This is a genomic window from Streptomyces sp. NPDC028711 (genome assembly GCF_055565415.1).
The window spans coordinates 654,281-678,857 of the sequence record NZ_JBVHUJ010000001.1 but is presented as its reverse complement, the minus strand read 5'-3'; the positions used below and the strand labels follow the sequence as shown (position 1 = coordinate 678,857).

Genomic DNA, 24,577 nt, shown 5'->3' with positions numbered 1-24,577 from the left:
ACAACGTCCCCCAGCTACCGCTGGGAGGTGCCCCCACCGCGTTGCCTCCCTCCTCCGCCTTGCGAGGCACGGCACCAGACGCCGCTCCCTGATCCGGCCTGATCGACAAGACACCCCCTACGGCCAGGTCACCACCGTCGGCGGCTCGCCGTCGTCCTCCACCCGCAGCCGTACGCCCTTCTCCCCGGCCGACACCTCGACCGTGATCGCGCCGACCCCGGTCCGCCGGTGTGCCGCCGCGAGCGCCCCGCGCAGGGTGGCGAGGAGCTTGCCCGCCGTCTCCTCGTCCACGAGCGTGTCGACCGCCCCGGCGAAGTGCACGGACGGCTGGAAACCGAGCAGGGCCGCGGCCCCACCGGTCTCGCGCAGCACCTTCCCCCGGAAGGAGGTCGGCGCGTCCGCGGGTGGCTGCTGGAGGGCGAAGATGGTCGTACGTACCTCCTGGATCGTCGAGTCCAGTTCGTCCACCGCCCGCTCGAGCAGCGCGTTCTCGTCCGAGGATCCGGCCGCCCGCCGCCGGGTGGACTCCAGCATCATCTCCGTGGCGAAGAGCCGCTGTACGACCAGATCGTGCAGGTCACGGGCGATCCGGTCCCGGTCCTCGAAGACCGCGAGCCGTTCCCTGTCGTGCCGGGCGCCCGCGAGGACGAGCGCGAGCGCCGCCTGCGAGGCGAACTGCGAGGCGAGCAGTCGGTCCACCGCGCTGTACGGGTGGTCGCCGCGCCGCCGGGGCAGGGCGAGGGTGCCGATGAGCTTCCCGCCGCTCTGCAGCGGCAGCATCATCGACGGGCCGAAACGGGACCGGACATGGGTGGTCATCCGCGGATCGGTCGCCGAGTCCTCGACGAACACGGGCTCTCCGCCGAGGAGTTGGACCAGGACGGGCGAGCCCGGCGCGATCGTCGTGCCGACCAGATCGCCCGGGTCGTCCGTGGTCGACGCGGCGACGATCTCCATCCCGCCCGCGGGGGTGGGCTGGAGGACCACCCCGGCCGAGGCGCCGGCGAGGATACGGGCCTGCTCGGCGACGGTCATCAGGGCGTTCTCGGCGGACGCGCCGGTGAGCAGGGCCGTGGTCACCGCGGCGGCGCCCTCGATCCAGCGTTCCCGCTGCCGCGCGGTCTCGTACAGGCGGGCGTTGCCGATGGCGATCCCGGCCTGCGAGGCGAGGACCCGGAGCAGCGCGAGGTCCTCCTCGGTGAAGGCGCCTCCGCGTTTCTCCGTGAGGTACAGATTGCCGAAGACCTCGGTGTGGACCCGGATGGGGACGCCGAGGAAGGCGCGCGTCTCCGGGTGCCCCGGGGGCACGCCGGAGGAGCGCGGGTCGGCCGTCAGGTCGTCGAGCCGCAGCGGCCGCGGGTCCTGGAGGAGGACGCCGAGCAGCCCGCTGCGGCCGTCGGGGAGGCGGCCGATCCGCTGCCGCTCCTCGTCCGTCATGCCGGAGGTGAAGAGTTCGGTGAGCCGGTGGCGCTCGGGGTCGACGACCCCGAGCGCGCCGTGGCGGGCCCCGGTCAGCTCGGTGGCGGAGTCCACGATGTGCTGGAGGGTGGTGCGGAGTTCGAGGTCCGTGCCGACGCTGAGGACCGCTTCGAGCAGCACGGGAAGCCGGGGCGCGTCCGCGTCGTCCGTGCCCTCGGACACCTCGACGTCAGCACTGACGTGCGCACCACCGTCCGCACCGCCGTCCGCGTGCGCTGACGTCTCCTCGTCCGCGTCCTCATCCATGATCGTCATGGTCTCATTGTCGTACTAGTCATACGAATCAGGTGGTTTCCGTGCTTTGATCCTGGCCACCCTCCGGCCCCCGCGCCTCAGGCCTCCTCGGCGAGCGGGTCCCGCTCCGCCAGCGGGTCGAGGACCATCGGCTGGACCTTGCCCTCCAGCATCGCGCCGAGGCCGAGGACCGCGCAGACGTCCGGACGCTCGGCGATGTGCACCGGCATCCCGGTCGCCGCGCGGAGCATCTGGTCGAGCCCCGGCAGCAGGGCGCTGCCGCCCACCATCATGATCCCCCGGTCCGCGAGGTCGGCCACCAGATCCGGCGGGCAGTCCCGCAACACCTTCCCGATGCCGTCGAGGACCGCAGTCAGCGGCGTGTGGATGGCCTCCCGCACGGCGGCGGTGTCGACGGTCACCGAGCGGGCCAGGCCCGTGGCGACGTCCCGGCCGTGGATCTCGGTCCAGGCCGGGCCGTGCGGCGTCAGGCCGTTGCCGCTGAGGGCCAGCTGCAGCGGGCGCACCGACTGGCTCGGCAGCATCAGCTCGTGGTGGTGGCGCAGGTGCTGGATGACCGCGTGGTCGATGGCGTCGCCGCCCACCGGCATCCGCTCCGCCGTGACGATCGCGCCGAGCGAGAGCACCGCGACCTGCGTGGTCGCCGCCCCGCACACCATGATCATGGTCGCGGTGGGCTGCTCGACCGGCAGACCGCAGCCGACGGCCGCCGCGATGAGGGTGTCGACCAGTTCGACCCGGCGCGCCCCGAGACCGACGAGGGTCTCCACGGCCGCGCGCTGCGCGAGCGGGTCGCTGTCGTGCGGGGTGCAGGCGGCGGCGCGCAGCCGGGGCTTGCGGCGCAGCTGGCGGCGGAGCTTCTCGCCGAGCAGGTGACGGAGCATCCGCTGCGCCATCTCGATGTCGACGACCGTGCCGCCCGAGACGGGTCTGACGACCCGGATGTAGTCGGGCGTGCGGCCGGTCATCTTCTCGGCCAGCGCGCCGACGGCGATCAGCGCTCCGGTACGGGTGTTGACGGCGGCGACGCTCGGCTCGTCGACGACGAGTCCGGCGCCCTTGACGAAGACCCGGGTGCGGGCGGCGCCCAGGTCGACGGCGACATGGCAACGGCGCAGCTGCTCAAGGCTGACGGTCACGGCGGATCCTCCGGAGTGCGGTGCTGGCACGGGCGAGGTGGTTCGCGTTACGCGGTCCTGTTGGCATCGTCCGGCCGTCCGGGGCGCGGCGCGCGCTGGGCTGCGCCGCCCGGGGCCCGGCGCCGCGGGCCGGCCGGGACGTACCGAAGCGGGAGAATCACGACGCACCTCCGCCGACCTGCGGTTTCCACACAGGATCCTCACTTCCGCGCCTACCTGCGGCCGTACCGGGCCGCATAGCCTGCGGGGCCCATGGACTACTGCCACGCGTGCCGGCGGCATCTCAACGGGGCCCTCGCCTGTGCCGGGTGCGGGACTCCCGTCGAGGAACTGCGGTACGAGACCCCCCACATACCCGTCCAGCCGGTCCAGCCGACGTATCCGACGCAGCCGGTGCGGCCGGTCGAGCCGGCCGAGCCGGTCGAGCCCGCCGGGCCCGAGCATGTCTACGAACTCGACGTCGTCGCGCCGCCGAGCCGCCCCGCCGCCGGCGGCCGCCGTGCTGCCCGGGGCCGTACCGCCGAGCAGGGCCGCCGCGCCGCCCGGGGCCGCTCCGCCGTGCGCGGGAGCAGGCGGGCCCGGGGCCGCCGGGGCCGTACGGTCCTGGTCGGGACGCTCGGTCTGGTGCTCGCCGCCGGGTCGCTGACGCTGGCGCGGATGGCCCTGGAGGAGCCGGAGCCGCTGGGCGCGGCCTCGGTCGTCGAGGAGCAGGAGGTCCCCGAGGTCACGACGTCCCCCGAACCCGTCGAGAGCACCGCCCTCCCGGACGGCGCGGGCCCGTCCCCGGTCTCGGAGACGCCGACCCGTCCCCGCCAGGTGAGCGCGGACTCGGGCGAGGGCGAGGGCGAGGGCGAAGGCGAAGGCGAGGGTGGCGGCGAGGACACCGGCACGGACACCGGCGCGGGGCAGGGCACGGGATCCGGATCGGGATCCGGATCGGGATCGGGATCCGGATCGGGATCGGGATCGGGATCAGGATCCGGTACGGGTACGGGTACGGGCACGGGTCCCGGTACGGGCGGCGGCGACGTCCCCGAGGAGTCGCCGACTCCCGGTGATCCGGCGTCGACGTCCGCCCCGCCCAGCCTCCCGCCCACCGCCACGGCGTCCGCCACGCAGAGCGACGGGACCCCGTCCCCCACGGCGACGACCGGCGGACCGGCCCCTTCGACCACGGCCCCCAGGCCGACGCCCACCCCGAGCCCCGAACCGACCTGCACCCGCTTCCTCTGGTGGTGCGTGTAGAGCGGTGGGCGCCCCGCCGGTCAGGAGCCCCCGCTACGCGCCGACCGGCCCGCCCGTCACGTCCTCGCCCAGCATCCGCTTCAGGAGGTCCCGCAGCAGCGTGCGCTCGGTCTCGGTCAGCTCGCCCAGCGGTTCGCGGGCGAAGTCCAGGGACTCGCGCAGCCGGCGGGCCGTGGCGCGGCCCTCCTCGGTGGGCACGGCGAGTTTCACGCGGCGGTCGACCGGGTCCGGGCGCCGTTCCACCAGGCCCCGGGCTTCCAGGCGGTCCACGATGCCGGTGATGTTGGACGGCTCGCACTTCAGCCGCTGGGCGATGCGGCGCATCGGCAGCGGGTCGAGCGCGAGCAGGCCGAGGACCCGGGCCTGGGCGCCGGTCAGGGAGTGCTGCGCGGCCGCCTGCTCGTACTCCGCGTAGTAGCGGGCCACGACCGTGCCGATGAGTTCGACGACTTCGACGGTCAGGGGGTCCGTGCGTGAGGTGGCCATGCGACCCATCCTACCGAGATACTTGACAACATGAAATATCCAGGCGCATGGTTGTTTCAGGTAGTGAACCTTTTGTGATCTCAAGCTTTACTGGAGGCCGTGCTCATGTCCGTTCTTCCCGCGTCCAGCCGTGAGTGGCACCTCGTCGCCCGTCCGCACGGCTGGCCCGCCCCGGCCGACTTCGCCCTGCGCGAGACCCCGGTCGCCGAGCCCGCCGAGGGCCGCATCCTCGTGCGCAACCTGCACTTCTCGGTCGACCCGTACATGCGCGGCCGGATGAACGACGTGAAGTCGTACATTCCCCCGTTCAAGCTCGACCACCCCATGGACGGCGGCGCGGTCGGTGAGGTCGTCGCCTCCAACGCCGAGGGCTTCGCCGTCGGCGACCACGTCCTGCACGGGCTCGGCTGGCGCGAGTACGCCGACGTCCCCGCCCAGCACGCGACCAAGGTCGACCCGGCGCTCGCCCCCCTCTCCTCCTACCTCGGTGTGCTCGGCATGACGGGCCTCACGGCCTACGCCGGCCTCTTCGACGTCGCCTCCTTCAAGGAGGGCGACGCGGTCTTCGTCTCCGGCGCCGCCGGCGCCGTCGGCAGCCAGGTCGGCCAGATGGCGCGGCTCAAGGGCGCCTCCCGGGTCATCGGCTCCGCCGGCTCCGACGAGAAGGTCAAGTGGCTCGTCGAGGAGCTCGGCTTCGACGCCGCCTTCAACTACAAGAACGGCCCGGTCAAGGACCAGCTCCGCGAGGCCGCCCCGGACGGCATCGACGTCTACTTCGACAACGTCGGAGGGGACCACCTCGAAGCCGCGATCTCCTCGCTCAACGTGCACGGCCGCGCGACCATCTGCGGCATGATCGCCCAGTACAACGACACCGAGCCGGTCGCGGGACCGCGCAACATGGCGATGATCATCGGCAAGCGGCTGCGGCTCCAGGGCGTCCTCGTCGGCGACCACTACGGCCTTCAGGAGCAGTTCGTCCAGGAGGTCGGCGGCTGGCTCGCCGCCGGCGAGCTGAAGCACCGCGAGACCTTCGTCGAGGGCGTCGAGAACGGCGTGGAGGCCTTCCTCGGACTGCTCCGCGGCGACAACACCGGAAAGATGATCGTCTCGCTGACCCGCTAGTCTTCCCTCAGCCGTCGCGATCGTGGGCGCGAGTCGCGGCGAACCCATGAAGGAAGTACCACGCATGTCGATCCAGCACTCCGACGTCGTCTACACCGCTGTCGCCACCGCCGAGAACGGGCGTGACGGCCGGGTCGCCACCGACGACGGCCAGCTCGACCTCGTCGTCAACCCGCCCAAGGCCATGGGCGGCTCCGGTGCGGGCACCAACCCCGAGCAGCTCTTCGCGGCGGGCTACAGCGCCTGCTTCCAGGGCGCGCTCGGTGTCGTCGCCCGCAACGAGAAGGCCGACGTCTCCGGCTCGACGGTCACCGCCGAGGTGGGCATCGGCAAGAACGACGACGGCTTCGGCATCATCGTCAAGATCTCGGCGACCATCCCGAACGTGGACGTCGAGACCGCCAAGAGCCTGATCGAGAAGGCCCACCAGGTCTGCCCGTACTCCAAGGCGACCCGCGGCAACATCACGGTCGAGCTCACCGTCTGAGTCCGGACGCGCGGGACCGCACACAGGGCCGCACCCCCACCGGGGGTGCGGCCCTCGCCGTGCCCTCGCCGTGCCCTCGCCGTGCCCGGGCCCCGGGTCCGGCCGCCCGGCGGCTGACCTGCGCCCCACCGATAAAGTGACCCCCATGCGCGATTTCGGGGTGGGTTTCGGATTCCTGGTACAGGGCCAGAAGTGGGTGGCCCGGCACGGACGGTGGTTCGGATTCGGGCTGCTGCCCGGGCTCGTGACCCTCGTCCTCTACACGGGCGCGCTCGTCGGCCTCGGATACGGCGCCGACGACCTGGTCGCCTGGATGACCCCGTTCGCCGACGACTGGACCTCTCCCTGGCTCGACATCGTCCGCGGCACCCTGACGGCGCTGGTCTTCGCCTTCGGTCTCTTCCTCGCGGTCATCACCTTCACCGCCGTCACCCTGCTCGTCGGCCAGCCGTTCTACGAGTCGCTCTCCGAGGCGGTCGACCGCGGCGAGGGCGGTGAGGTGCCCGAGTCGGGGCTTCCGCTCTGGCGCGAGCTGTGGATCTCGGCCCGTGACAGCCTGAAGGTCCTGGTGCGGGTCGCGTTCTACGGCATCCTGCTCTTCGCCTGCGGTTTCATCCCGGTGATCGGCCAGACCGTCGTCCCCGTCATCGGCTTCTGCGTCTCCGGCTTCTTCCTCACCCAGGAGCTGACGTCCGTCGCGCTCCAGCGCCGGGGCGTCGAGTTCAAGGAGCACCTCGCGCTGCTGCGCGGGCGCCGGAGGGTCGCCCTCGGCTTCGGCGTACCGCTGACGCTCTCCTTCCTGGTGCCCTTCGTCGCCGTCTTCCTGATGCCGGGAGCCGTCGCGGGCGCCACCCTGATGGCCCGAGAACTGCGGGGGGAGACGTCCGGCGACGACCGTGACGACCCCTTCCGCAAGAACGATCAAGCAGGCGGCAACCTTCCTTCCTCCGGTGGCGACCAGGGGGTGCACCACCTCCCCCACTGAAGGAAGTAGCACCATGACGTCCCACAAGCGGAAGACGGGCCGCCGTCGCGCGCTCATCGGCGGCCTGAGCGCCCTCGGCATCACGGGCGCCGCCGTCGTCACCAGCACCCTGCTCGCCCCGGCGGGCGCCGCGCCCGCGGTGGCCGCCTGGCCCCAGGCGAAGGGCAGCAAGCCGGTCCCCGCGAGCATCGAGGTCTCCGGCACCTACGACGGCAGGCTCCAGCGCTTCTACGGCACCGGTGAGCTGGGCTCCGACGGCCAGGGCGAGAGCCAGAAGCCGGTCTTCGTCCTCAAGGACGGCGCCGTCCTCAAGAACGTGATCATCGGCGCCCCGGCCGCCGACGGCGTCCACTGCCTCGGCAGCTGCACCCTGCGGAACGTCTGGTGGGAGAACGTCGGCGAGGACGCCGCCACCTTCAAGGGCACCTCGGCGTCCTCGGTGTACGCGGTCCACGGCGGCGGCGCGAAGAGCGCGTCCGACAAGGTCTTCCAGTTCAACGGCGCGGGCAAGCTCGTCGTGACCAAGTTCCAGGTCGCCGACTTCGGCAAGCTGGTCCGCTCCTGCGGCAACTGCAAGAAGCAGTACAAGCGCACGATCCTGATCAACGACGTGGACATCACCACGCCCGGCAAGTCGATCGTCGGCGTCAACGCCAACTACGGCGACACCGCCAGCCTGCGGAACGTCCGGATCCACGGCGACACCCAGAAGAAGATCAAGCCGTGCACCCGCTTCACCGGCAACAACACCGGCAAGGAGCCCAAGGAGATCGGCACAGGACCCGACGGCACCACCTGCCGCTACTCGGCCGGCGACCTCTCGTACGACTGACGGTGAGGAGGCGCCCGGTCCTGCCCGGGCCGGGCGCCCGCGCTCAGCCGACCTCGGCGAGCACGAAGCCCGGCCCGTCGCTCCCCGCGTCCGCGATCTGCTCGCCGTCCGGGCCCCAGGCCCCGGCCCGGCCGACGCCGACCCCGTCCTCATTGGCGCCGAGGACATTGCCGAGGACCACGTACAGACCGAAGTCCCGGGCCCGTACCGGATACACCTTCTCGAACGAGTCGTTGTCGGCGGAGAGCACCGAACTCGCCAGATAGACCAGGCAACCGTCGGCGGCGGCCCGCTCGGCCAGCTCGGGGAAGCGGTTGTCGTAACAGGTGGCGGTCGCGAACCGGACCCCGTCGAGCGCGAACCGCCCGTCGGCGGTGCCCGCCGCGAAGACCTCCCGCTCGATCCCGTACAGGTGCCGCTTGTCGTAGCGGGCGAGGAGCGACCCGTCCGGGCCGATCACGAGCGTGGTGACGGCGGGCCGCCCGCCTGCCGTCCGCACCGGCCCGTTGACCACGGCCGCCGCCGAGACCGCGCGGCACGCCTCCCGTACGGGTTCGAGCCGGGGGTCGTCCTCGGCGAGGACGAGACCGGGGGTGTCCCGGACGAGGGACGGCTCGTACCCGGTGAGACAGAGCTCGGCGAAGACGACCACGCGGGCCCCCTCGGCCCCGGCGGCCCGGACAAGACCGGCGACGGTACGGACGTTGGCGTCGATGTCCCCGGCGACCGGGGCGAACTGGGTGGCTGCGACGATCATGACCTCCATCATCCCGCCCGCCCGCGGCGCGGGAACCCCCGGGACCCCCGCAGCGCCTCCGCCGTCTCCCGCAGCCCCTCCAGGAAGGCGGTCGCCGCCACGGTCGGGCCCGGCGGGGTCGCGGCACAGATCCTCCGGTACGGGACGTCTTCCGGATGGATCGTCACGAGCGTGACGTCCCGGCGCACGGCCTCCGCCGCGAGGGCCGGGACGAGGGTCACGCCGAGCCCGGCGGCCACCGCGCCCAGCTTGGCGATCCAGTCGTGGGCGACCAGCCCGGTGCGCGGCCGGAACCCGGCGGCGACGGCCGGCCGGAAGAGAGTGTCCTCCAGACGTTCGGCGCCGACGATCCACTCCTCCCCGGCGAGTTCGGCGAGCCGCACCGGCCGCCGCCCCGCGCGCGCGTGGCCGCGCGCCAGGGCCACCAGCATCGGCTCGTCCAGGAGGTGATGCAGCGTCACGCCCTCCGGCGGGGGACCGGCCGCAGCCGGGCTGACCACCGCGAGGTCCAGCTCCCCGGCGGCAAGGAGCCCCAGGTGCTTCACGGACGGTCCCTCGGTGCGGGTGACGGACACGCCCGGATGGCGCTCTCGGAACGAGGCCTGCGCGCGGGGGACGAGCGCCGCGTTGGCGCTGGAGAACGAGCCGAGCCTGAGCAGCCCGCCCTCCAGGGTGCGCAGCGCCGCCAGTTCGGCCCCGGCCGCGGCCAGCCGGTCCCGTACCGCCTCGGCGTGCGGCACCAGGACACGGCCCGCCTCCGTCAGGCGCACCCCGCGCGGAAGGCGCTCGAAGAGCGCCGCGCCCGTCCCGTCCTCCAGGGACCGGACCTGGCGGGAGACGGCGGACTGGGTGTAGCCGAGGGCGCGGGCGGCCCCGGTGAAGGACCCCTCGCGGGCGACGGCGAGGAAGACCTCGTACAGGACATGAACGTTCACCCGCCCCATTCTCCATGCGCTATCCGCATGGGAGGCATGCCAGACCTTCGCTTGTCGCATGCCACTGCCCCGCCTAGCGTCGCGGACATGGAGAACACACAGCAGAAGATCGCCTTCCTCGGCCTCGGCTCCATGGGCCTGCCCATGGCCCGCCGCCTGCTCGACGCCGGGTACCCGCTCACCGTCTGGAACCGTACGGCCGCCAAGGCCGACGCCCTCGTCGCCGACGGCGCCGCTCGCGCCGCCGGCCCCGCGGAGGCCGTCAGGGACGCCGACGTCGTCATCACCATGCTGGCGGACCCGGCCGCCGCCCTCGCCGTCGCGGACGAACTGCTGCCTGCCCTGCGCCCCGGCACCCACTGGGTCGACACCTCCACGGTCGGCCCGGACACCGTCCGCACCCTGGCCGCCCGGCTGCCGGCCGGTGTCACGCTGATCGACGCGCCCGTCATGGGCAGCGTGGACCGGGCCGCCGCCGGTGAGCTGCTGATCCTCGCGGGCGGTGACACGGCGCCCGTCGCCGGCGTCCTCGACACGATCGGGACGACCACCGCCTGCGGCGGCCCCGGGGCGGGTGCCGCCCTCAAGCTGGTCCTCATCAACGCCGTCATCGGCGGGGTCGCCGTGATCGCCGAGGCCCTGGCGCTCGCCGGCTCGCTCGGGATTCCCCGGGAGCTGGCGCTGCGCACTCTCGGGGCGGGGCCCCTCGCCGGCGCCGTCGACCGGGCCACCGCCGCCGGCTCCTACTTCCCGCTGGCCCTCGCGGCCAAGGACGTGGCCCTGGCCACCTCGGCGACGAAGCTCCCTGTCCTGGAGGCCGTGCACCGCCTCCTGACCGACGACCCGGCCCTCCTCGCCGAGGACCTCTCGGCGGTGGCCCGCCGAACGCACGGCGCCGGAACCGGCGTCTAGGGCTCGTCCCCCGGAACCGGCATGCGGGGCCTGTCCTCCGGAACCGGCGTCCAGGGCCCGTCTTCTGGATCAGGCCGAGGGCTGTCGTCCCCCTGCAGCAGTCGCAGGAAGTCGCGGAAGGCGGACGGCATGTCCACCGCCGCCGGGTCCAGGAGCCACTGGTACTGGAGCCCGTCCATCACCGCCGTGAGGAGGGGCGCCGCCCGCTCCGGGGTGAGTCCGCCCGGCAGCCGCTCGCCGAACTCCAGGCGCAGCACCCGCGCCATGTTCGCCCGCACCTGCGCGTACCGCTCGGTGAAGAAGACGCGCGCCGGGTGCTCGTCGGTGACGCTCTCGCCGAGCAGCGCGGAGAAGGTCTGGACGATCCCCGGCCGCATCGCGTTGTACTCGACGAGGGATTCGAGCAGGTCGAGCCGCCAGCCCTCGCGGTCCCCGCCGCCGCTGGTGTCCCAGCGGTCGCGCTCTTCCAGTACGGCGACGAGCAGTGCCTCCTTCGTCGGGAAGTAGTGCAGGAGCCCCTGCTGGGTCAGCCCGACGCGTTCGGCGACGGAGCCCAGGGTGGCACCCCGGTAGCCGCGCTCGGCGATCACTTCGAGGGCGGCGCGGAGGATGTCCGCCCGCCGCTCCTCGCTCCTGGCCCGCACCATCGCCGGTGTCCCCTTTCCGAGTTTCCGAGAGGACCGTACCCCCTCCGTAAAAATAACAAGACGATTACGTTACCTACCGCCCTACAGGTCGATGGGTGCACCATGGCCGCATCGGGGTCACCAGTACGTCAACGAGGAGGTACGGCCATGACGGAGACCGGCGTGGACACGGCGCGGGCAGAGGCGGACGCGGCACGCGAAGACGCCGTCGAGGCGGCGCTCGCCAAGCTCGGCCTGGACGCCAAGACCCGGCTGCTCGGCGGCCAGGACATGTGGTCCCTGCCCGCCCTGCCCGAGATCGGCCTGGCGTCCCTCGTCATGTCCGACGGCCCCATCGGCGTCCGCGGTGTCCGCTGGACCGCCGACGACCCGTCCGTCGCCCTGCCGTCCCCGACCGCGCTCGCCGCCTCCTGGGACCCCGCGCTCGCCCGCCGCGCCGGCCGCCTCCTCGCCCAGGAGGCCCGCCGCAAGGGCGTCCACGTCCTGCTCGCGCCCACCGTCAACCTGCACCGCACGCCGCTCGGCGGACGCCACTTCGAGGCCTACAGCGAGGATCCGTACCTCACCGGCGAGATCGGCACCGGCTACGTCCAGGGGGTCCAGGACGGCGGCGTCGGCACCACGGTCAAGCACTTCGTCGCCAACGACGCCGAGACCGACCGCTTCACCGTCGACAACCGCGTCGCCCCCCGCCCGCTCCGCGAGCTCTACCTCGCCCCCTTCGAGGCCATCGTCAGGAACGCCCACCCCTGGGGCATCATGACCGCCTACAACCAGGTCAACGGCGTGACCATGACCGAGCACCGGTACCTCGTGAACGAGGTCCTGCGCGGCGAGTGGGGCTTCGACGGCGTCAACGTCTCCGACTGGATGGCCGCCCGCTCCACCACCGGCGACATCGAGGGCGGCCTCGACGTCGCCATGCCAGGGCCCGTCACCGTCTACGGCGAGGCCCTCGCCGCCGCCGTCCGCGCTGGCGAGGTCGAGGAGTCCGCGGTCGACACGGCCGTACGCAACGTGCTGCGGCTCGCCGCCCGCGTCGGCGCCCTCGAAGGCGCTCCGCCGGTCGTCACCGAGCCTCCCGCCGCGATCGACGGCGACGCCCTGGCCCGCGAGATCGCGCGCCGTGGCTTCGTCCTCGTACGGAACGAGAACGAGGCCCTCCCGCTGAGGCCCGGCACCGTCGCCCTCTCCGGCGCCGCCGCCCGCGACGCCCGCGTCCTCGGCGGCGGCTCCGCCCAGGTCTTCCCCGACCATGTCGTCTCTCCGCTCGACGGCCTCACCGCCGCCCTGCCCGAAGGGACCGTGACGTTCACCATCGGCGCCGACCCCAGTGACGAACTCGCCCCCGCCGAACAGGGATTCACGCTCCGCGCGCGCTGCCGCGACGCCGGGGGCCGGCTCCTCGGCGAGGGCTCCCTGCCCAACGGGCAGGTCCAGTGGATCGGCGACGACCTGCCGGCCGGCGTCACCCACGAGGCCCTCGCCTCCGTCGAGGTCGTCGGCACCTTCACCCCGCGCGAGACGGGCGAGCACTCCTTCGGCACCCGCGGCCTCGGCGCCTACACCCTCACCGTCGGCGGCGAGACCCTCTTCGAGGGCGTCCAGACCATGGGCCCCGAGACCGACCCCTTCGAGGCCTTCTTCGGCTCCCCGGTCGAACGCGCCAGGGTCGCGCTCACCGCGGGCGAGACCGTCGAGGTGTCGCTGCTCCACACCCTCGACAAGGAGTTCGCGACCCCGCTGCCCGCCGTCATGTTCTCCTTCGTCCACCTCGGTCCCCGCCGTGACCCCGACGAACTGATCGCCGAAGCCGTCGAGGCCGCCCGCGACGCCGACACCGCCGTCGTGGTCGTCGCCACCACCGAGCGCGTCGAGTCCGAGGGCTTCGACCGCACCGACCTCGCCCTCCCCGGCCGCCAGGACGAGCTCGTACGGGCCGTCGCCGCCGTCAACCCGAACACCGTCGTCGTGGTCAACGCCGGCTCCCCGGTCGAACTGCCCTGGCGCGAGGACGTCGCCGCGATCCTGCTCGGCTGGTTCCCCGGCCAGGAGGGCGGCGCCGCCCTCGCCGACGTCCTCACCGGCGCCGAGGAGCCCGGCGGCCGCCTCCCCACCACCTGGCCCGCCGCCCTCGCCGACGCCCCCGTCACCGACGTCACCCCCGTCGACGGCGAACTCGCCTACAGCGAGGGCCTCTTCATCGGATACCGCGCCTGGGACCGGAGCCCGGGGGCCCCCGCGTACGCCTTCGGTCACGGCCTCGGCTACACCACCTGGTCGTACGACTCCCTCGTCGCGGGCCCGGACACGGCCACCGTCCGGATCACCAACACCGGCGACCGGCCCGGTGGCGAGGTCGTCCAGATCTATCTGGCCCCGCGCGACCACGGCCCCGACAGCCCCGGGCGCCGGCTGGCCGGCTTCGCACGCGTCGAGGCGGGACCGGGCGAGACGGTCGAGACCGAGATCGCGCTGCCCCGCCGCGCCTTCGAGATCTGGGACGAGGAGAAGAACGGCTGGACCCTCGTCCACGGCGCCTACGAGGTGCGGGCCGCCCACTCCCTCAGCGACACCCGCCTCACCGCGACCCTGGAGATCTGACCCCCCGGGGAACCCCGCGACCGGCCCCGGGACGGCACCTGACAACCGTCCCGGGGCCCCTCACCCCTTCGTGATCCGCCGGTACGCCAGCTCCGCGAGCCGCGCCTGCCCGTCCCTGCTCGGATGGAACCAGTCCCACGGGCTCAACTGCCCGCCGTCGAAGCGGAAACCGAAGACCGCCCCACCGTCGTACCGGCACCGCGCGTCCTTCGCGCACACATCCCTCAGGACCGCGTTGTACGCGACCACCCGCTCATGGACCGTCGCCCGCCGCCGCTCCGCCACCGGACCCAGGTCCTCCGCGTCCGCCAGCATCGAGCCGCAGATCCCCAGCTTCCACACCTCGAGCCCCATCGGGCTCAGCCGCCCCGTCGACCACAGGTGCTTGAGGTCGGGCACGCTCGCCACGTACACCTGCGCCTTGGGCGCGCCCGCCCGCAGCCGGGCGAGTGCCGCCTCGAAGGAGGCACGGAAATCCGCGACCGGCGTCATCAGCTCCGGGGTCGGCCGGCAGGCGTCGTTCGCGCCCATCATCACCGTCACGAGCTCGGGCTTCTCGGCGGCCGCCACCGCCATCTGCCCGGGAAGCTCCGCCATCCGCGCGCCCGACCGCGCCAGGTTCCAGCTGCGGGTGGCCACCTTGGCCGGGCCGAGGAGGCGGAGCGCCAGACTGTTCACCGTGGTGTCCGTGCCGGTCGCCCAGGACACCTCGGGACAGTCCGCGAGGACGTCGCAGGCGTCGAAGGCCCGGGTGATGGAGTCGCCGACGGCGGCGACGGAGCCGGGGGAGACGTCCCACAGCGGGGCCGGCCTCGGCGTCGGTCTCTGCGCCGGCTTGGCCGTGGCGGTCTTCGCCGCGGGCTCTCCCGCGGTGCAGCCGGACAGTGCCCCCGCGCACAGCAGCGCCGCCGTCGCGGTGGCGACAGCGGTACGGAATCGGCTTCGGCCGCGCATCCCCGGCCCCTCCTTCGGCGTCCTCGCGAGTGAAAGCTTCGTGTTCACCCCGCCCCGGACCGACCGTACGTCACACCGATGACGGTGCGGCACGGTAGCTTTTCCCCCGTCGAACCAGAGGCATCTTCGCCGACCGGCTCCGGTAAATTACATCACGTCACATGCTGTCCCCTTTTTGAGGGTTTGCGATGTTTTGCTCCTGATGCTGTTTACTGAGGCCGCTGGGGAAGGCGAACCTCGTCCCACACTGGAGGTCCCGGTGACGACACGTGGAGTCCTGTACGTACACTCCGCACCGCGCGCGCTGTGCCCGCACGTCGAATGGGCGGTCGCGGGCGTCCTCGGTGCGAGGGTCCAGCTCGACTGGATCCGCCAGCCGGCGTCCCCCGGCACCTGGAGAGCCGAGTTCTCCTGGCAGGGCCGCACCGGCACCGCCTCCGAACTCGCCTCCGCCCTGCGCGGCTGGCAGATGCTCCGCTTCGAGGTCACCGCGGAACCCTGCCCCACCGCCGAGGGCGAGCGCTACAGCGCCACCCCCGACCTGGGCATCTTCCACGCCGTCACCGGCATGCACGGCGACATCCTGATCCCCGAGGACCGGCTGCGGGCCGCCCTGGCGCGCTCCGCGCAGGGCGAGACCAAGCTGGAGGCCGAGATCGCCAAGCTCCTCGGAAAGCCCTGGGACGACGAACTGGAGCCCTTCCGGTACGCGGGCGAGGGCGCGCCCGTCCGCTGGCTCCACCAGGTCGTCTGACGCTCTTCACCGGCGCGCTGTAGATTCCGCCCGGGCGGGCAGGGGGCACGCCGGGCGGGAGAGACGCGATGCGTGACGGTGTGTCGGGGGCGTTGTTCGGCGCTGCGGTGGTCTTCCTGGGGGCGGGAGCGGCCGGCGGGGTCTGGCCGACGGGGTGGGCGGCGCTGGTGTGCGCCGTGGTCCTGACGGCCGTGGGTGTCACGGTCCGAGTGGTACGACGGGGCGGTACGGACGCGACGGCGGCACCGGCGACCGAGCGGCAGGACGCGGCGCCGGTCGGCCACGAGGGCCGCACGAAGACCGCCGACACCACCGGCCTCGCGAAGACCCACGGCACCACCGGCTCCGCCGCCCGGGGCCGGTCCTCGCTCGTGGCCGCCGCCGTCGTCTGGGTCCTCGCGCTCCTCGCCGCGGGCGTCTGGGCGCTCGCGGCGGGCGACACGGGGAGGCCCACGGCCTCAGGCTTCCCGTCCTCCCCATCCTCCCCGTCCACCGACCGGAAGCCGGCCGTCGCGTGGACGATCCCGGGCGCCGGCCAGAAACACGACCACGGCGTCGGCTCCTGGGGCCTCGGCCCCGCCGTCGCCCACGGGCGGATCGACGGACTCTTCGCGTACGACGCGGCCGACGGCACCGTCCGCTGGAGCGTCCCCGCACCCGCCCGCGAAGCCCTGTGCGCGATGACCCCGGGCGTCGGAGAGGGCGTCGGGCTCGTCGCCCACGGCCGCCACGACAAGCCCTGCGCGACCCTGCTCGCCGTCCGCGCCTCGGACGGCAAGGTCCTGTGGAAGAGGGACATCGGCGGCGGCGTCGCTCCCGGGGCACTCGCCGTCGGCGGCGCGACCGCCGTGACCGCGGAGGACGGGGCCGTACGGGCCCGCGCCACGGAGTCCGGCGAGCAGCGCTGGCAGCGGGCGCTGCCCGAGGGGTGCGGCGTCCTGGCGCTCGACGCCGACGCCACCCGCACCCTCGTCGTCGAACAGTGCGGCAAGGGGGCACGGCTCCTCGCTCTGGACACCCGTACCGGAGCCCGGCGGTGGGCCAGGGACCTGCCCGTCGAGTCGACGGCCTCGGCGTCGGTGATCTCCGTCTCGCCCGCCGTCGTCGCCGTCGACGAGGCGGACGCCCGGGGCACCCACGCCTTCCTCGGCTTCGACGACAAGGGGGCGCCGACCGTGAGCGTGCCGCTCACCGGCCCCGAGGGCGTCCTCTCCGCCCTCTGGAGCGTGCCCTACGGCCGTACCGTGAGGCCCCTCGTCCTCGACGGTCTGCTCGTCACCTTCGCCGCGAGCGACCCCGTCTCCCCGGGCACGGTCGTCGCGTACTCCCTGAAGGACGGCCGGAAGGTGTGGGCCCATGACAACGAGGCCCAGATGATGGCGCTCGCGGCGGAGCCCGACGGCCGCGTCGCCTACCTGGGGTACGACGCGACGGTCACCCTCCTCGACCGTGCCACCGGCACCGTCCACCAGGTCCTCGCCCCGGACACCGAGAAGCGGCCGCAGGTCTCCATCCACCCGGAACTGGTCCCCGTCCCCGGCGGCCACGTCGTCCTCAACCAGATCCTGATCCAGACCGAACCGGCCGCCTTCGCCCTGCGCTGACCCACACGAAAGGCCCGCCCCCGGAGAGGGGACGGGCCTTTCGGCGAGACGCGGATCAGACTCAGACCGTACGGAACGCCAGGACCACGTTGTGGCCACCGAAGCCGAACGAATTGTTGATCGCGGCGATCGTGCCCTGCGGGAGTTCGCGGGGCTCGTCGCGGACGATGTCCGCGTCGACGGCCGGGTCGAGCTCGTCGATGTTGATCGTCGGCGGGGCCAGGCGGTGGTGGAGCGCCAGGACCGTCGCGACGGTCTCGATGCCGCCCGCGCCGCCGAGGAGGTGACCGGTCATCGACTTCGTCGCGGAGATCGCGACGTGGTCGAGGTCGTCGCCCAGGATCTTCCGCAGCGCCTTGATCTCGGCGACGTCACCCTGCGGCGTCGACGTGGCGTGCGCGTTGAGGTGGACGACCTCGGACGGCTTGAGGTCCGTCGCGTCGAGCAGGTTCTGCATCGCGGCGGCGATGCCCCGGCCGGTCGGCTCGGGCTGCGCGATGTGGTGGCTGTCGGCCGACAGGCCCTGGCCGAGGACCTCGCAGTAGATGCGCGCGCCGCGCGCCTTCGCGTGCTCCTCGGACTCCAGGATCACGACGCCCGCGCCCTCGCCGAGCACGAAGCCGTCACGGCCGGTGTCGTAGGGACGCGAGGCCTTCGTCGGCTCGTCGTTGCTCTTGGACATCGCCATCATGTTGGCGAAGGCGGCGATCGGCAGCGGGTGGATCGCGGCCTCGGTACCGCCGGCGACGACCACGTCGGCACGGCCGGTACGGATCATCTCGACGGCGTAGCCGATCGCCTCGGCGCCCGACGCGCACGCGGAGACCGGGGTGTGGACGCCGGCGCGGGCGTTCACCTCCAGGCCCACGTTGGCGGAGGGGCTGTTCGGCATGAGCATGGGCACGGTGTGCGGGGACACGCGGCGGACGCCCTTGTCCTTCAGCACGTCGTACTGGTCGAGCAGCGTCGTGACACCGCCGATGCCGGAGGCGATGACGGAGCCGAGCCGCTCGGGAACGATCGTTTCGTCGTCGCCGGCCGGGGCGGTGTAGCCCGCGTCGGCCCACGCCTCGCGGGCCGCGATCACGGCGAACTGCGCCGAGCGGTCCAGCTTGCGGGCGAGCGGGCGGGGCAGGACGTCACCGGGGTCGACGGCTGCGGTCGCGGCGATCTGCACGGGCAGTTCGGCGAAGCGCTCGCCCTCCAGGGGCTTGACGCCGGAGCGTCCCGCGATCAGACCTTCCCAGGTCGATGCGGAGTCGCCACCCAGCGGTGTGGTTGCGCCGATACCGGTGACGACCACGGTGCGATTGGTCGAGCTCACAGGAATTCGTTCTCCATGTGTGTGATGGTCGGAATACGGCGCCACCGCCGGGTGGCGGACCGAGTCAGCGAGGGCCGAATCAGGCCTGGTGCTTCAGGATGTAGTCGGCAGCGTCGCCGACCGTCTTGAGGTTCTTGACGTCCTCGTCCGGGATCTTCACGTCGAAGCGCTCTTCGGCGGCGACGACGACCTCGACCATGGAGAGCGAGTCGACGTCCAGGTCGTCGGTGAACGACTTGCCCAGCTCGACGTCCTCGACCGGGATGCCGGCGATCTCGTTGACGATCTCGGCGAGGCCTTCGACGATCTGGTCCTGGGTGGCGGCCATGGTGGCGCTCCTTCTTGTGATTGCTTGGGTATGGGCTTCCGGAAGAACCGGAGTGCCTAGGGGAGGGTAACGACCGTCGCGGCGAAGACGAGACCCGCCCCGAAGCCGATGATGAGCGCCGTGTCGCCGCTCTTCGCCTGACCGGTCGCCAGGAGCCGCTCCATCGCGAGCGGAATCGAGGCGGCCGACGTGTTGCCGGTGGTCTCGACGTCGCGTGCGACCGTGACGTGCTCCGGCAGCTTCAGCGTCTTCACCATCGAGTCGATGATCCGCATGTTCGCCTGGTGCGGGATGAAGACGTCCAGGTCGTCCGCCGAGATGCCGGCGGCGTCCAGGGCCTGCTGGGCGACCTTCGCCATCTCGAAGACGGCCCAGCGGAAGACCGCCTGGCCCTCCTGCGTGATGGCGGGGAACTTGATCTCGCCCTGCTCGTTGAGCGGCAGCTTGGAGACGTCGCCCACGTAAAATTCGTTCCACGGGACGGTCTGCTTGATCGTCTCGGACTTGTCGCCCTCGGAACCCCAGACGGTGGGGCCGATGTGCGGCTCGTCGGAGGGGCCGACGACCACGGCGCCGGCGCCGTCGCCGAACAGGAAGGCTGTCGCGCGGTCCTCCAGGTCCGTCAGGTCGCTGAGCCGCTCGACACCGATGACGAGCACGTACTCCGCCGAACCCTCGACGACCATGCCCTTGGCGAGGGTCAGGCCGTAGCCGAAGCCCGCGCAGCCGGCGGAGATGTCGAACGCGGCCGGCTTCCCGGCGCCGATCTTGTCGGCGATCTCGGTGGCGACGGCAGGGGTCTGCTTGAAGTGCGAGACCGTGGAGACGATCACGGCGCCGATCTGGTCCGGGCTGATCCCGGCGTCGGCGATGGCCTTGCCGGAGGCCTCCACCGACATGGCGGCGACGGTCTCCTCGGGCGAGGCCCAGTGGCGGGTGGCGATACCGGAGCGCGAGCGGATCCACTCGTCGGACGAGTCGATCGTCTCGAGGATCACCTCGTTCGGCACGACCCGGGTGGGGCGGTATCCGCCGACACCGAGGATCCGTGCGTACGGGGCGCCCTTGCTGGGCTTGATCTTCGACATGCTTCTCGACACTCCTTGTCAGACGGCCGCGTGCTCAGCGATGAGCGTACGGGCCGCGTCGAGGTCGTCCGGAGTCTTGAGAGCGACCGTGGGCACACCCTTCAGGGCGCGCTTGGCGATGCCGGTGAGGGTGCCGCCGGGGCACACCTCGATCAGCGCGGTCGCGCCGAGCTCCTGGAAGGTCTCCATGCACAGGTCCCAGCGGACCGGGTTCGCGACCTGGCCGACCAGGCGGGCCACGATCTCGGCGCCGTCGGTGACGACCTGCCCGTCCTTGTTGGAGACGTAGCGCGTGGCCGGGGCGGCCGGGGACAGCTCCCTCGCCGCCTCCTCCAGCTTCGCCACGGCCGGGGCCATGTGGTGGGTGTGGAAGGCGCCGGCGACCTGCAGCGCGACGACCCGGCGGACACCCTCGGGCTTGTCGGCCTCCAGGGCGGCCAGCTGCTCCAGGGTGCCGGCGGCCACGATCTGGCCCGCGCCGTTCACGTTGGCCGGGGTCAGACCGAGCTTCTCCAGGTGCGGGACGGTCACCTCGGGGTCACCGCCGAGCAGCGCCGACATGCCGGTCGGGGTGATCGCGGCGGCCTCGGCCATCGCGAGCCCACGGGTGCGTACGAGACGCAGCGCGGCAGTGTCGTCGAGGACGCCGGCGAACGCGGCGGCTGTGAACTCGCCGACGCTGTGACCGGCGACGACGCCGGGGGACACGGCGCCGAGCGCGGCCGCGGACAGCAGGCCGGCGGCGACGAGGAGCGGCTGGGCCACGGCGGTGTCACGGATCTCGTCCGCGTCGGCCTTCGTGCCGTAGTGGGCGAGGTCGAGCCCGATGGCGTCGGACCAGGCCGCGACGCGGTCGGCGGCACCGGGGAGTTCGAGCCAGGGAGTCAGGAAGCCGGGCGTCTGGGCGCCTTGGCCGGGAGCGACGAGTACGAGCACCCTCACACTCTCTCTTGCGGACGGCTCCGAGCGCCCGTGGGGACAGGGACGAAGAACCGTCGGGGGAATTGTTGGTGTTCGACAAAAGTCTAGGACTGCGGATCTCCGTCGGCCAAGCGCCCCAGGATGAGCGCGATCCGCAGCGTGAACGCGGAGCGGACATCGGAGGGTGACCAGCCGGTGACGTCGGTCACACGTCGAAGCCGGTAGCGCACGGTGTTGGGGTGGACGAAGAGCATCCGGGCCGCGCCTTCCAGGCTGCTGGCCTGCTCCAGATAGACACTGAGAGTTTCCAGGAGGGCCGAGCCCGCTTCCTCCAGCGGTCTGTAGATCTCCTCCACCAGCTGCTCGCGCGCCGAAGGGTCGGAGGCAATCGCGCGCTCCGGGAGGAGATCGTCCGCGAGAACGGGCCGGGGGGCGTCCTGCCAGGCCGTGCACGCCTTGAGGCCGGCGGCCGCCGCCTGCGCGGAGCGGGTCGCGGCGAGGAGGTCGGGGACGACGGGTCCCGCGACGACCGGGCCGGCGGCGTACGGGCCGATGAGGGCCTTCGCCACGGCGAGCGGGTTGTCGTTGCCGCCCGCGATGACGACGAGACGGTCGCCGAGCACGCCGGTGAGGACCTGGAGCTTGGCGTGACGGGCCGCCCGGCGGATCGCCTCCACCGTCAGCTCGCTGTCGCCGTCGGGGGCCGTGCCGAGGATCACGCACACATGGTCGGGGGAGTTCCAGCCGAGGGCCGCCGCGCGGGAGACGGCACCCTCGTCGGCCTCGCCGGACAGGACGGCGTTCACCACGAGCGATTCGAGGCGCGCGTCCCAGGCGCCCCGGGCCTCGGCGGCCTGCGCGTACACCTGGGCCGTCGCGAAGGCGATCTCCCGGGCGTAGACGAGCAGCGCCTCACGGAGCACCGACTCGTCGCCGGGGGCGGCGACCTCCTCGATCGCCGACTCCATGACCTCGATCGTGGTGCGGACCATCTCCACGGTCTGGCGCAGCGTGATCGCCCGGGTCAGCTCGCGGGGCGCCGTGCCGAAGACGTCCGTCGAGATCGCCTGCGGGGTCTCGGGGTGCCGGAACCACTCGGTGAACGCGGCGATACCGGCCTGGGCGACCAGGCCGATCCACGACCGGTTCTCGGGCGGCATCGCCCGGTACCACGGCAGCGTCTCGTCCATGCGGGCAATGGCGTTGGCGGCGAGCCGCCCGGAGGACTGTTCGAGGCGTTTCAGAGTCGCGGTGTGCGGGTGAGGGAGGTTCGTGGGTTCTGGCACGGGGACAAGACTGCCTTATCGGGACGCCGGCGTGCGGGGTCGGGGCGGCTTCGCCTCCGGAGACGGCACTACCGTAGGGCCCGTGATACGCATCCAGCGCGCCGACGGGCGGTACCCCGGGGGCGACCCGGCGGCCGGCATCGAGACCCGGCACGCCCTGTCCTTCGGGCCGCACTACGACCCCGACAACCTCCGCTTCGGCGCCCTCCTCGCCTGCAACGAGGAACGGCTCGCGCCCGGCGCCGGTTTCGACGAGCACCCGCACCGTCACACGGAGATCGTGACCTGGGTCGTCGAGGGCGAGCTCACCCACCACGACACGGCCGGCCACACGACGGTCGTCCGCCCCGGCGACCTCCAGCGCCTCAGCTCCGCCGACGGCGTCCGCCACGTCGAACGCAACGACGCCGACGAGCCCCTGGTCTTCGTGCAGATGTGGCTGGCCCCGCTTTCGCCGGGAGGGGAGCCGTCGTACGAGGTGGTACGGGGGATCGGGGACGCGTACGACCTCCCGTCGGCGGGCGCGGTGCTGCACGTCCACCGCCTGACGGCCGGCACTCGCACCGCCGTACCGGCGGCCGACTTCGCGTACGTGCACGTGGTACGCGGCACGGTCCTCCTGGAGGGCGAGGACCTTGCCCCCGGCGACGCGGCCCGAATCACCGGCGGAGGGGGCGCGGAGCTGACCACCAAGGGCGACGCGGAGGTCCTGCTCTGGGAGATGCGGGCCCCATAGCCGCCCACCCCCGTTGCGGGCACCGGTTCCACCGGGGCGGCGCCCACCCTCACCGTGCCCCCGCCACCCGCTTGTGGGCACCGGTCCGCCGGGGCGGTGCCCACCCTCACCGTGCCGCCTCCGCCCCCGTTGTGGGCATCTGTTCCGCTGGGGCGGAACGGGTGGGCACAACGGACGGCGCCCCTTGCCGGGCCCAGGCTTCCGCGCCCGAACCCGCACCCCGGTGTGCGGCGCGCAGTCGGTGCGGGTCCAGGCACAAGGGGCGGAGGCGCCCGCCAAGGGGCGCCGTCCCGTGTGCCCACCCGTCCCGCCCTGCGGGACGATTGCCCACACGGGGGGTCGGCGGGGCGCCGCCCCGGGCGGTGGGCGCACACGGCGGCGGGCGAGGCGCCGCCCCCGGCGGGTGGGTACCGCCCCGGCACACGGCGTGGGCGAGGCGCCGCCCCGGTGGTGGCGGGCGCGTCAGCGCAGCGCGCTCTTCGCCTGCCAGGCGGCCCAGCTCAGGTTCCACGCCCCGTACCCGTTGCCCTCCGCCACGACCCCCTTCGTGTCGCGACCGCTGATCTCGAAGGGATCCCCCACGTTCACCGACGCGTAGAACGACGCCGCGTCCGCGTCGCTCATCCCGATGCACCCGGAGCTCTTGTTCGCCCTGCCGAAGTACGCCGCGTTCCACGGCGCCGCGTGCGCGTACATCCCCGACCACGTCAGCCGCATCGAGTAGTCGACGTCCTTGTCGTACGCGTCGCCGAGGCCCACCGTCTCCGAGTTCATGTTGATGGTGCCCTCCTTCGACATCAGGACGGCCGTGCCCCGCCACGACCGCTTGTCGCCGCCCGGGGTGCCGCCGGAGACCGGGATCGTGCGGACGGTGCGGCCGTCCCGCCGCACGGTCAGCCTGTGGGCGTCCAGGTCGACCTTGACGATCTGCGCGTCGCCGATCGTGAAGCCGGTGCGGTAGTCCCGTACGAACCAGCCGCCGCCCGAGTCCGTGCCGTTCAGGTCCGCTCGCAGGGTGACCTTCGTGCCCGGCTTCCAGTACTCACGGGGCCGCCAGTCGGCCCTGTCCCGGCCCGAGTGGTCCTTCACCCAGCCCCAGGACCCCTCGGTGGCGTTCGACGTGGTCACCTTCAACTGCCGTTCCACGTCCGCCTTCCGCGTCACCGGCAGGTCGAAGACGATCGACAGCGGATGCCCGATGCCCACCGTGGTGTTCTTGCCGGGAGCCAGGGTCAGCTTGTTGACCCGTTCCGCTTCGGGGGTGGTGAAGGAGGACCGGGTCGTCGACTCCTTGCCGTCGGCGGTACGGGAGGTCACCTCCACCGTGTACGAGCCGCCCGGCGCCGCCTTGCGGTCCGAGGTCCAGCGCGTGCCGCCCGCGCCCGTACGGCCGGTGAGGGTTCCGCCGTCCGCGTCGGCGACCTTCACCGTGGAGATCGTGCCGCCCGACGCGGTCACGGTCACGGGCCGGCCGGCCGCCGGGTCCACGACGGTCACCTTCGCCGGCGGGGCCGCCGACGCCGGGGCCCGGTCCTGCGAGGGGCCGTTCGCCGCCTGCGCCGTACAGGCCGTGAGGGAGACGCTCAGCGCCACGGCCGCGAGAACGGGACGGGGTGTGCGTATGCGCAGCACGGAAGACCTCCGCGATGTGGGGAAGTGGGTGGGATGTCTGGACTGTAGGTCGCCCCCGCGGC

23 protein-coding genes are annotated in these 24,577 nt (G+C 72.8%); 10 read left to right on the top strand and 13 right to left on the bottom strand.

Annotated features, from left to right (window positions below; genetic code table 11):
- Positions 1–117: 117 nt before the first annotated feature.
- Both ACZ4VK_RS03090 and mreB read right to left on the bottom strand, forming a co-directional pair.
- Positions 118–1,734 carry a GAF domain-containing sensor histidine kinase gene (locus tag ACZ4VK_RS03090; protein ID WP_468347840.1) on the bottom strand — a complete coding sequence of 539 codons (1,617 nt, stop codon included), beginning with the start codon at positions 1,732–1,734 and terminating at the stop codon, positions 118–120.
- A 77-nt stretch (positions 1,735–1,811) separates the two neighbouring features.
- Entirely contained in the window at positions 1,812–2,873 is a 1,062-nt protein-coding gene (gene mreB, locus ACZ4VK_RS03085) for a rod shape-determining protein MreB (protein WP_468347838.1), read from the bottom strand.
- Positions 2,874–3,125: 252 nt separating this feature from the next.
- Between mreB and ACZ4VK_RS03080 the strand changes: the two genes are divergently transcribed.
- Positions 3,126–4,118: an SCO2400 family protein gene (locus ACZ4VK_RS03080; protein WP_468347836.1), complete on the top strand. Its 993-nt coding sequence runs from the start codon at positions 3,126–3,128 to the stop codon at positions 4,116–4,118.
- A 33-nt stretch (positions 4,119–4,151) separates the two neighbouring features.
- Here the strand turns inward: ACZ4VK_RS03080 and ACZ4VK_RS03075 are convergent, their stop codons facing one another.
- Complete coding sequence (locus ACZ4VK_RS03075; RefSeq protein WP_468347835.1) at positions 4,152–4,604, bottom strand: MarR family winged helix-turn-helix transcriptional regulator; 453 nt, start codon at positions 4,602–4,604, stop codon at positions 4,152–4,154.
- A gap of 105 nt (positions 4,605–4,709) precedes the next feature.
- Here ACZ4VK_RS03075 and ACZ4VK_RS03070 point away from each other — a divergent pair, with 105 nt between their 5' ends.
- From ACZ4VK_RS03070 to ACZ4VK_RS03055, 4 genes are all read left to right on the top strand, one after another.
- The gene (locus tag ACZ4VK_RS03070) at positions 4,710–5,729 is read left to right on the top strand and encodes an NADP-dependent oxidoreductase (RefSeq protein WP_468347833.1); all 1,020 of its coding nucleotides are present in this window, start codon (positions 4,710–4,712) and stop codon (positions 5,727–5,729) included.
- A 64-nt stretch (positions 5,730–5,793) separates the two neighbouring features.
- Positions 5,794–6,216: an organic hydroperoxide resistance protein gene (locus tag ACZ4VK_RS03065; RefSeq protein WP_468347831.1), complete on the top strand. Its 423-nt coding sequence runs from the start codon at positions 5,794–5,796 to the stop codon at positions 6,214–6,216.
- 145 nt (positions 6,217–6,361) lie between these two features.
- Positions 6,362–7,201 (top strand): EI24 domain-containing protein, encoded by an 840-nt coding sequence (locus ACZ4VK_RS03060; protein ID WP_468347829.1) that lies wholly within the window; start codon positions 6,362–6,364, stop codon positions 7,199–7,201.
- 13 nt (positions 7,202–7,214) lie between these two features.
- The gene (locus tag ACZ4VK_RS03055) at positions 7,215–8,033 is read left to right on the top strand and encodes a pectate lyase (RefSeq protein ID WP_468347827.1); all 819 of its coding nucleotides are present in this window, start codon (positions 7,215–7,217) and stop codon (positions 8,031–8,033) included.
- Positions 8,034–8,076: 43 nt separating this feature from the next.
- On the opposite strand, the gene ACZ4VK_RS03050 is transcribed toward ACZ4VK_RS03055, so the two are convergent.
- Both ACZ4VK_RS03050 and ACZ4VK_RS03045 read right to left on the bottom strand, forming a co-directional pair.
- Complete coding sequence (locus ACZ4VK_RS03050) at positions 8,077–8,790, bottom strand: carbon-nitrogen hydrolase family protein (RefSeq protein WP_468347826.1); 714 nt, start codon at positions 8,788–8,790, stop codon at positions 8,077–8,079.
- 8 nt (positions 8,791–8,798) lie between these two features.
- The gene (locus ACZ4VK_RS03045) at positions 8,799–9,725 is read right to left on the bottom strand and encodes a LysR family transcriptional regulator (RefSeq protein WP_468347824.1); all 927 of its coding nucleotides are present in this window, start codon (positions 9,723–9,725) and stop codon (positions 8,799–8,801) included.
- Between the two features lie 87 nt (positions 9,726–9,812).
- On the opposite strand from ACZ4VK_RS03045, the gene ACZ4VK_RS03040 reads away from it, so the two are divergent.
- Complete coding sequence (locus ACZ4VK_RS03040; RefSeq protein ID WP_468347822.1) at positions 9,813–10,637, top strand: NAD(P)-dependent oxidoreductase; 825 nt, start codon at positions 9,813–9,815, stop codon at positions 10,635–10,637.
- Here the strand turns inward: ACZ4VK_RS03040 and ACZ4VK_RS03035 are convergent.
- Positions 10,634–11,284: a TetR/AcrR family transcriptional regulator gene (locus tag ACZ4VK_RS03035; protein WP_468347820.1), complete on the bottom strand. Its 651-nt coding sequence runs from the start codon at positions 11,282–11,284 to the stop codon at positions 10,634–10,636. The genes ACZ4VK_RS03040 and ACZ4VK_RS03035 overlap by 4 nt on opposite strands.
- 147 nt (positions 11,285–11,431) lie before the next feature.
- On the opposite strand from ACZ4VK_RS03035, the gene ACZ4VK_RS03030 reads away from it, so the two are divergent.
- Complete coding sequence (locus tag ACZ4VK_RS03030; RefSeq protein ID WP_468347818.1) at positions 11,432–13,888, top strand: glycoside hydrolase family 3 protein; 2,457 nt, start codon at positions 11,432–11,434, stop codon at positions 13,886–13,888.
- A 60-nt stretch (positions 13,889–13,948) separates the two neighbouring features.
- Here the strand turns inward: ACZ4VK_RS03030 and ACZ4VK_RS03025 are convergent, their stop codons facing one another.
- On the bottom strand, positions 13,949–14,842 hold the full coding sequence (locus ACZ4VK_RS03025; RefSeq protein WP_468347816.1) for an SGNH/GDSL hydrolase family protein: 894 nt from the start codon (positions 14,840–14,842) through the stop codon (positions 13,949–13,951).
- A 259-nt stretch (positions 14,843–15,101) separates the two neighbouring features.
- On the opposite strand from ACZ4VK_RS03025, the gene ACZ4VK_RS03020 reads away from it, so the two are divergent.
- Complete coding sequence (locus tag ACZ4VK_RS03020; protein WP_389679005.1) at positions 15,102–15,596, top strand: DUF3145 domain-containing protein; 495 nt, start codon at positions 15,102–15,104, stop codon at positions 15,594–15,596.
- Between the two features lie 68 nt (positions 15,597–15,664).
- Positions 15,665–17,200, top strand: coding sequence for an outer membrane protein assembly factor BamB family protein (locus ACZ4VK_RS03015; RefSeq protein ID WP_468347814.1), 1,536 nt, complete (start codon positions 15,665–15,667; stop codon positions 17,198–17,200).
- A gap of 61 nt (positions 17,201–17,261) precedes the next feature.
- On the opposite strand, the gene fabF is transcribed toward ACZ4VK_RS03015, so the two are convergent.
- The 5 genes from fabF to ACZ4VK_RS02990 all read right to left on the bottom strand — a co-directional run bounded on the left by fabF (position 17,262) and on the right by ACZ4VK_RS02990 (position 22,147).
- A complete protein-coding gene (gene fabF, locus ACZ4VK_RS03010) occupies positions 17,262–18,524 on the bottom strand; it encodes a beta-ketoacyl-ACP synthase II (RefSeq protein ID WP_468347812.1) in 1,263 nt (420 codons plus the stop codon).
- Positions 18,525–18,603: 79 nt separating this feature from the next.
- On the bottom strand, positions 18,604–18,852 hold the full coding sequence (locus ACZ4VK_RS03005; protein ID WP_030220891.1) for an acyl carrier protein: 249 nt from the start codon (positions 18,850–18,852) through the stop codon (positions 18,604–18,606).
- Between the two features lie 56 nt (positions 18,853–18,908).
- Entirely contained in the window at positions 18,909–19,940 is a 1,032-nt protein-coding gene (locus ACZ4VK_RS03000; protein ID WP_468347810.1) for a beta-ketoacyl-ACP synthase 3, read from the bottom strand.
- Positions 19,941–19,958: 18 nt separating this feature from the next.
- Entirely contained in the window at positions 19,959–20,876 is a 918-nt protein-coding gene (locus ACZ4VK_RS02995) for an ACP S-malonyltransferase (protein ID WP_468347808.1), read from the bottom strand.
- Positions 20,877–20,965: 89 nt separating this feature from the next.
- A complete protein-coding gene (locus tag ACZ4VK_RS02990; protein ID WP_468347806.1) occupies positions 20,966–22,147 on the bottom strand; it encodes a PucR family transcriptional regulator in 1,182 nt (393 codons plus the stop codon).
- An 82-nt stretch (positions 22,148–22,229) separates the two neighbouring features.
- Between ACZ4VK_RS02990 and ACZ4VK_RS02985 the strand changes: the two genes are divergently transcribed.
- The gene (locus tag ACZ4VK_RS02985) at positions 22,230–22,883 is read left to right on the top strand and encodes a pirin family protein (protein WP_468347804.1); all 654 of its coding nucleotides are present in this window, start codon (positions 22,230–22,232) and stop codon (positions 22,881–22,883) included.
- Between the two features lie 462 nt (positions 22,884–23,345).
- Here the strand turns inward: ACZ4VK_RS02985 and ACZ4VK_RS02980 are convergent, their stop codons facing one another.
- Positions 23,346–24,515, bottom strand: coding sequence for a L,D-transpeptidase (locus tag ACZ4VK_RS02980; RefSeq protein WP_468347802.1), 1,170 nt, complete (start codon positions 24,513–24,515; stop codon positions 23,346–23,348).
- Positions 24,516–24,577: the final 62 nt, after the last annotated feature.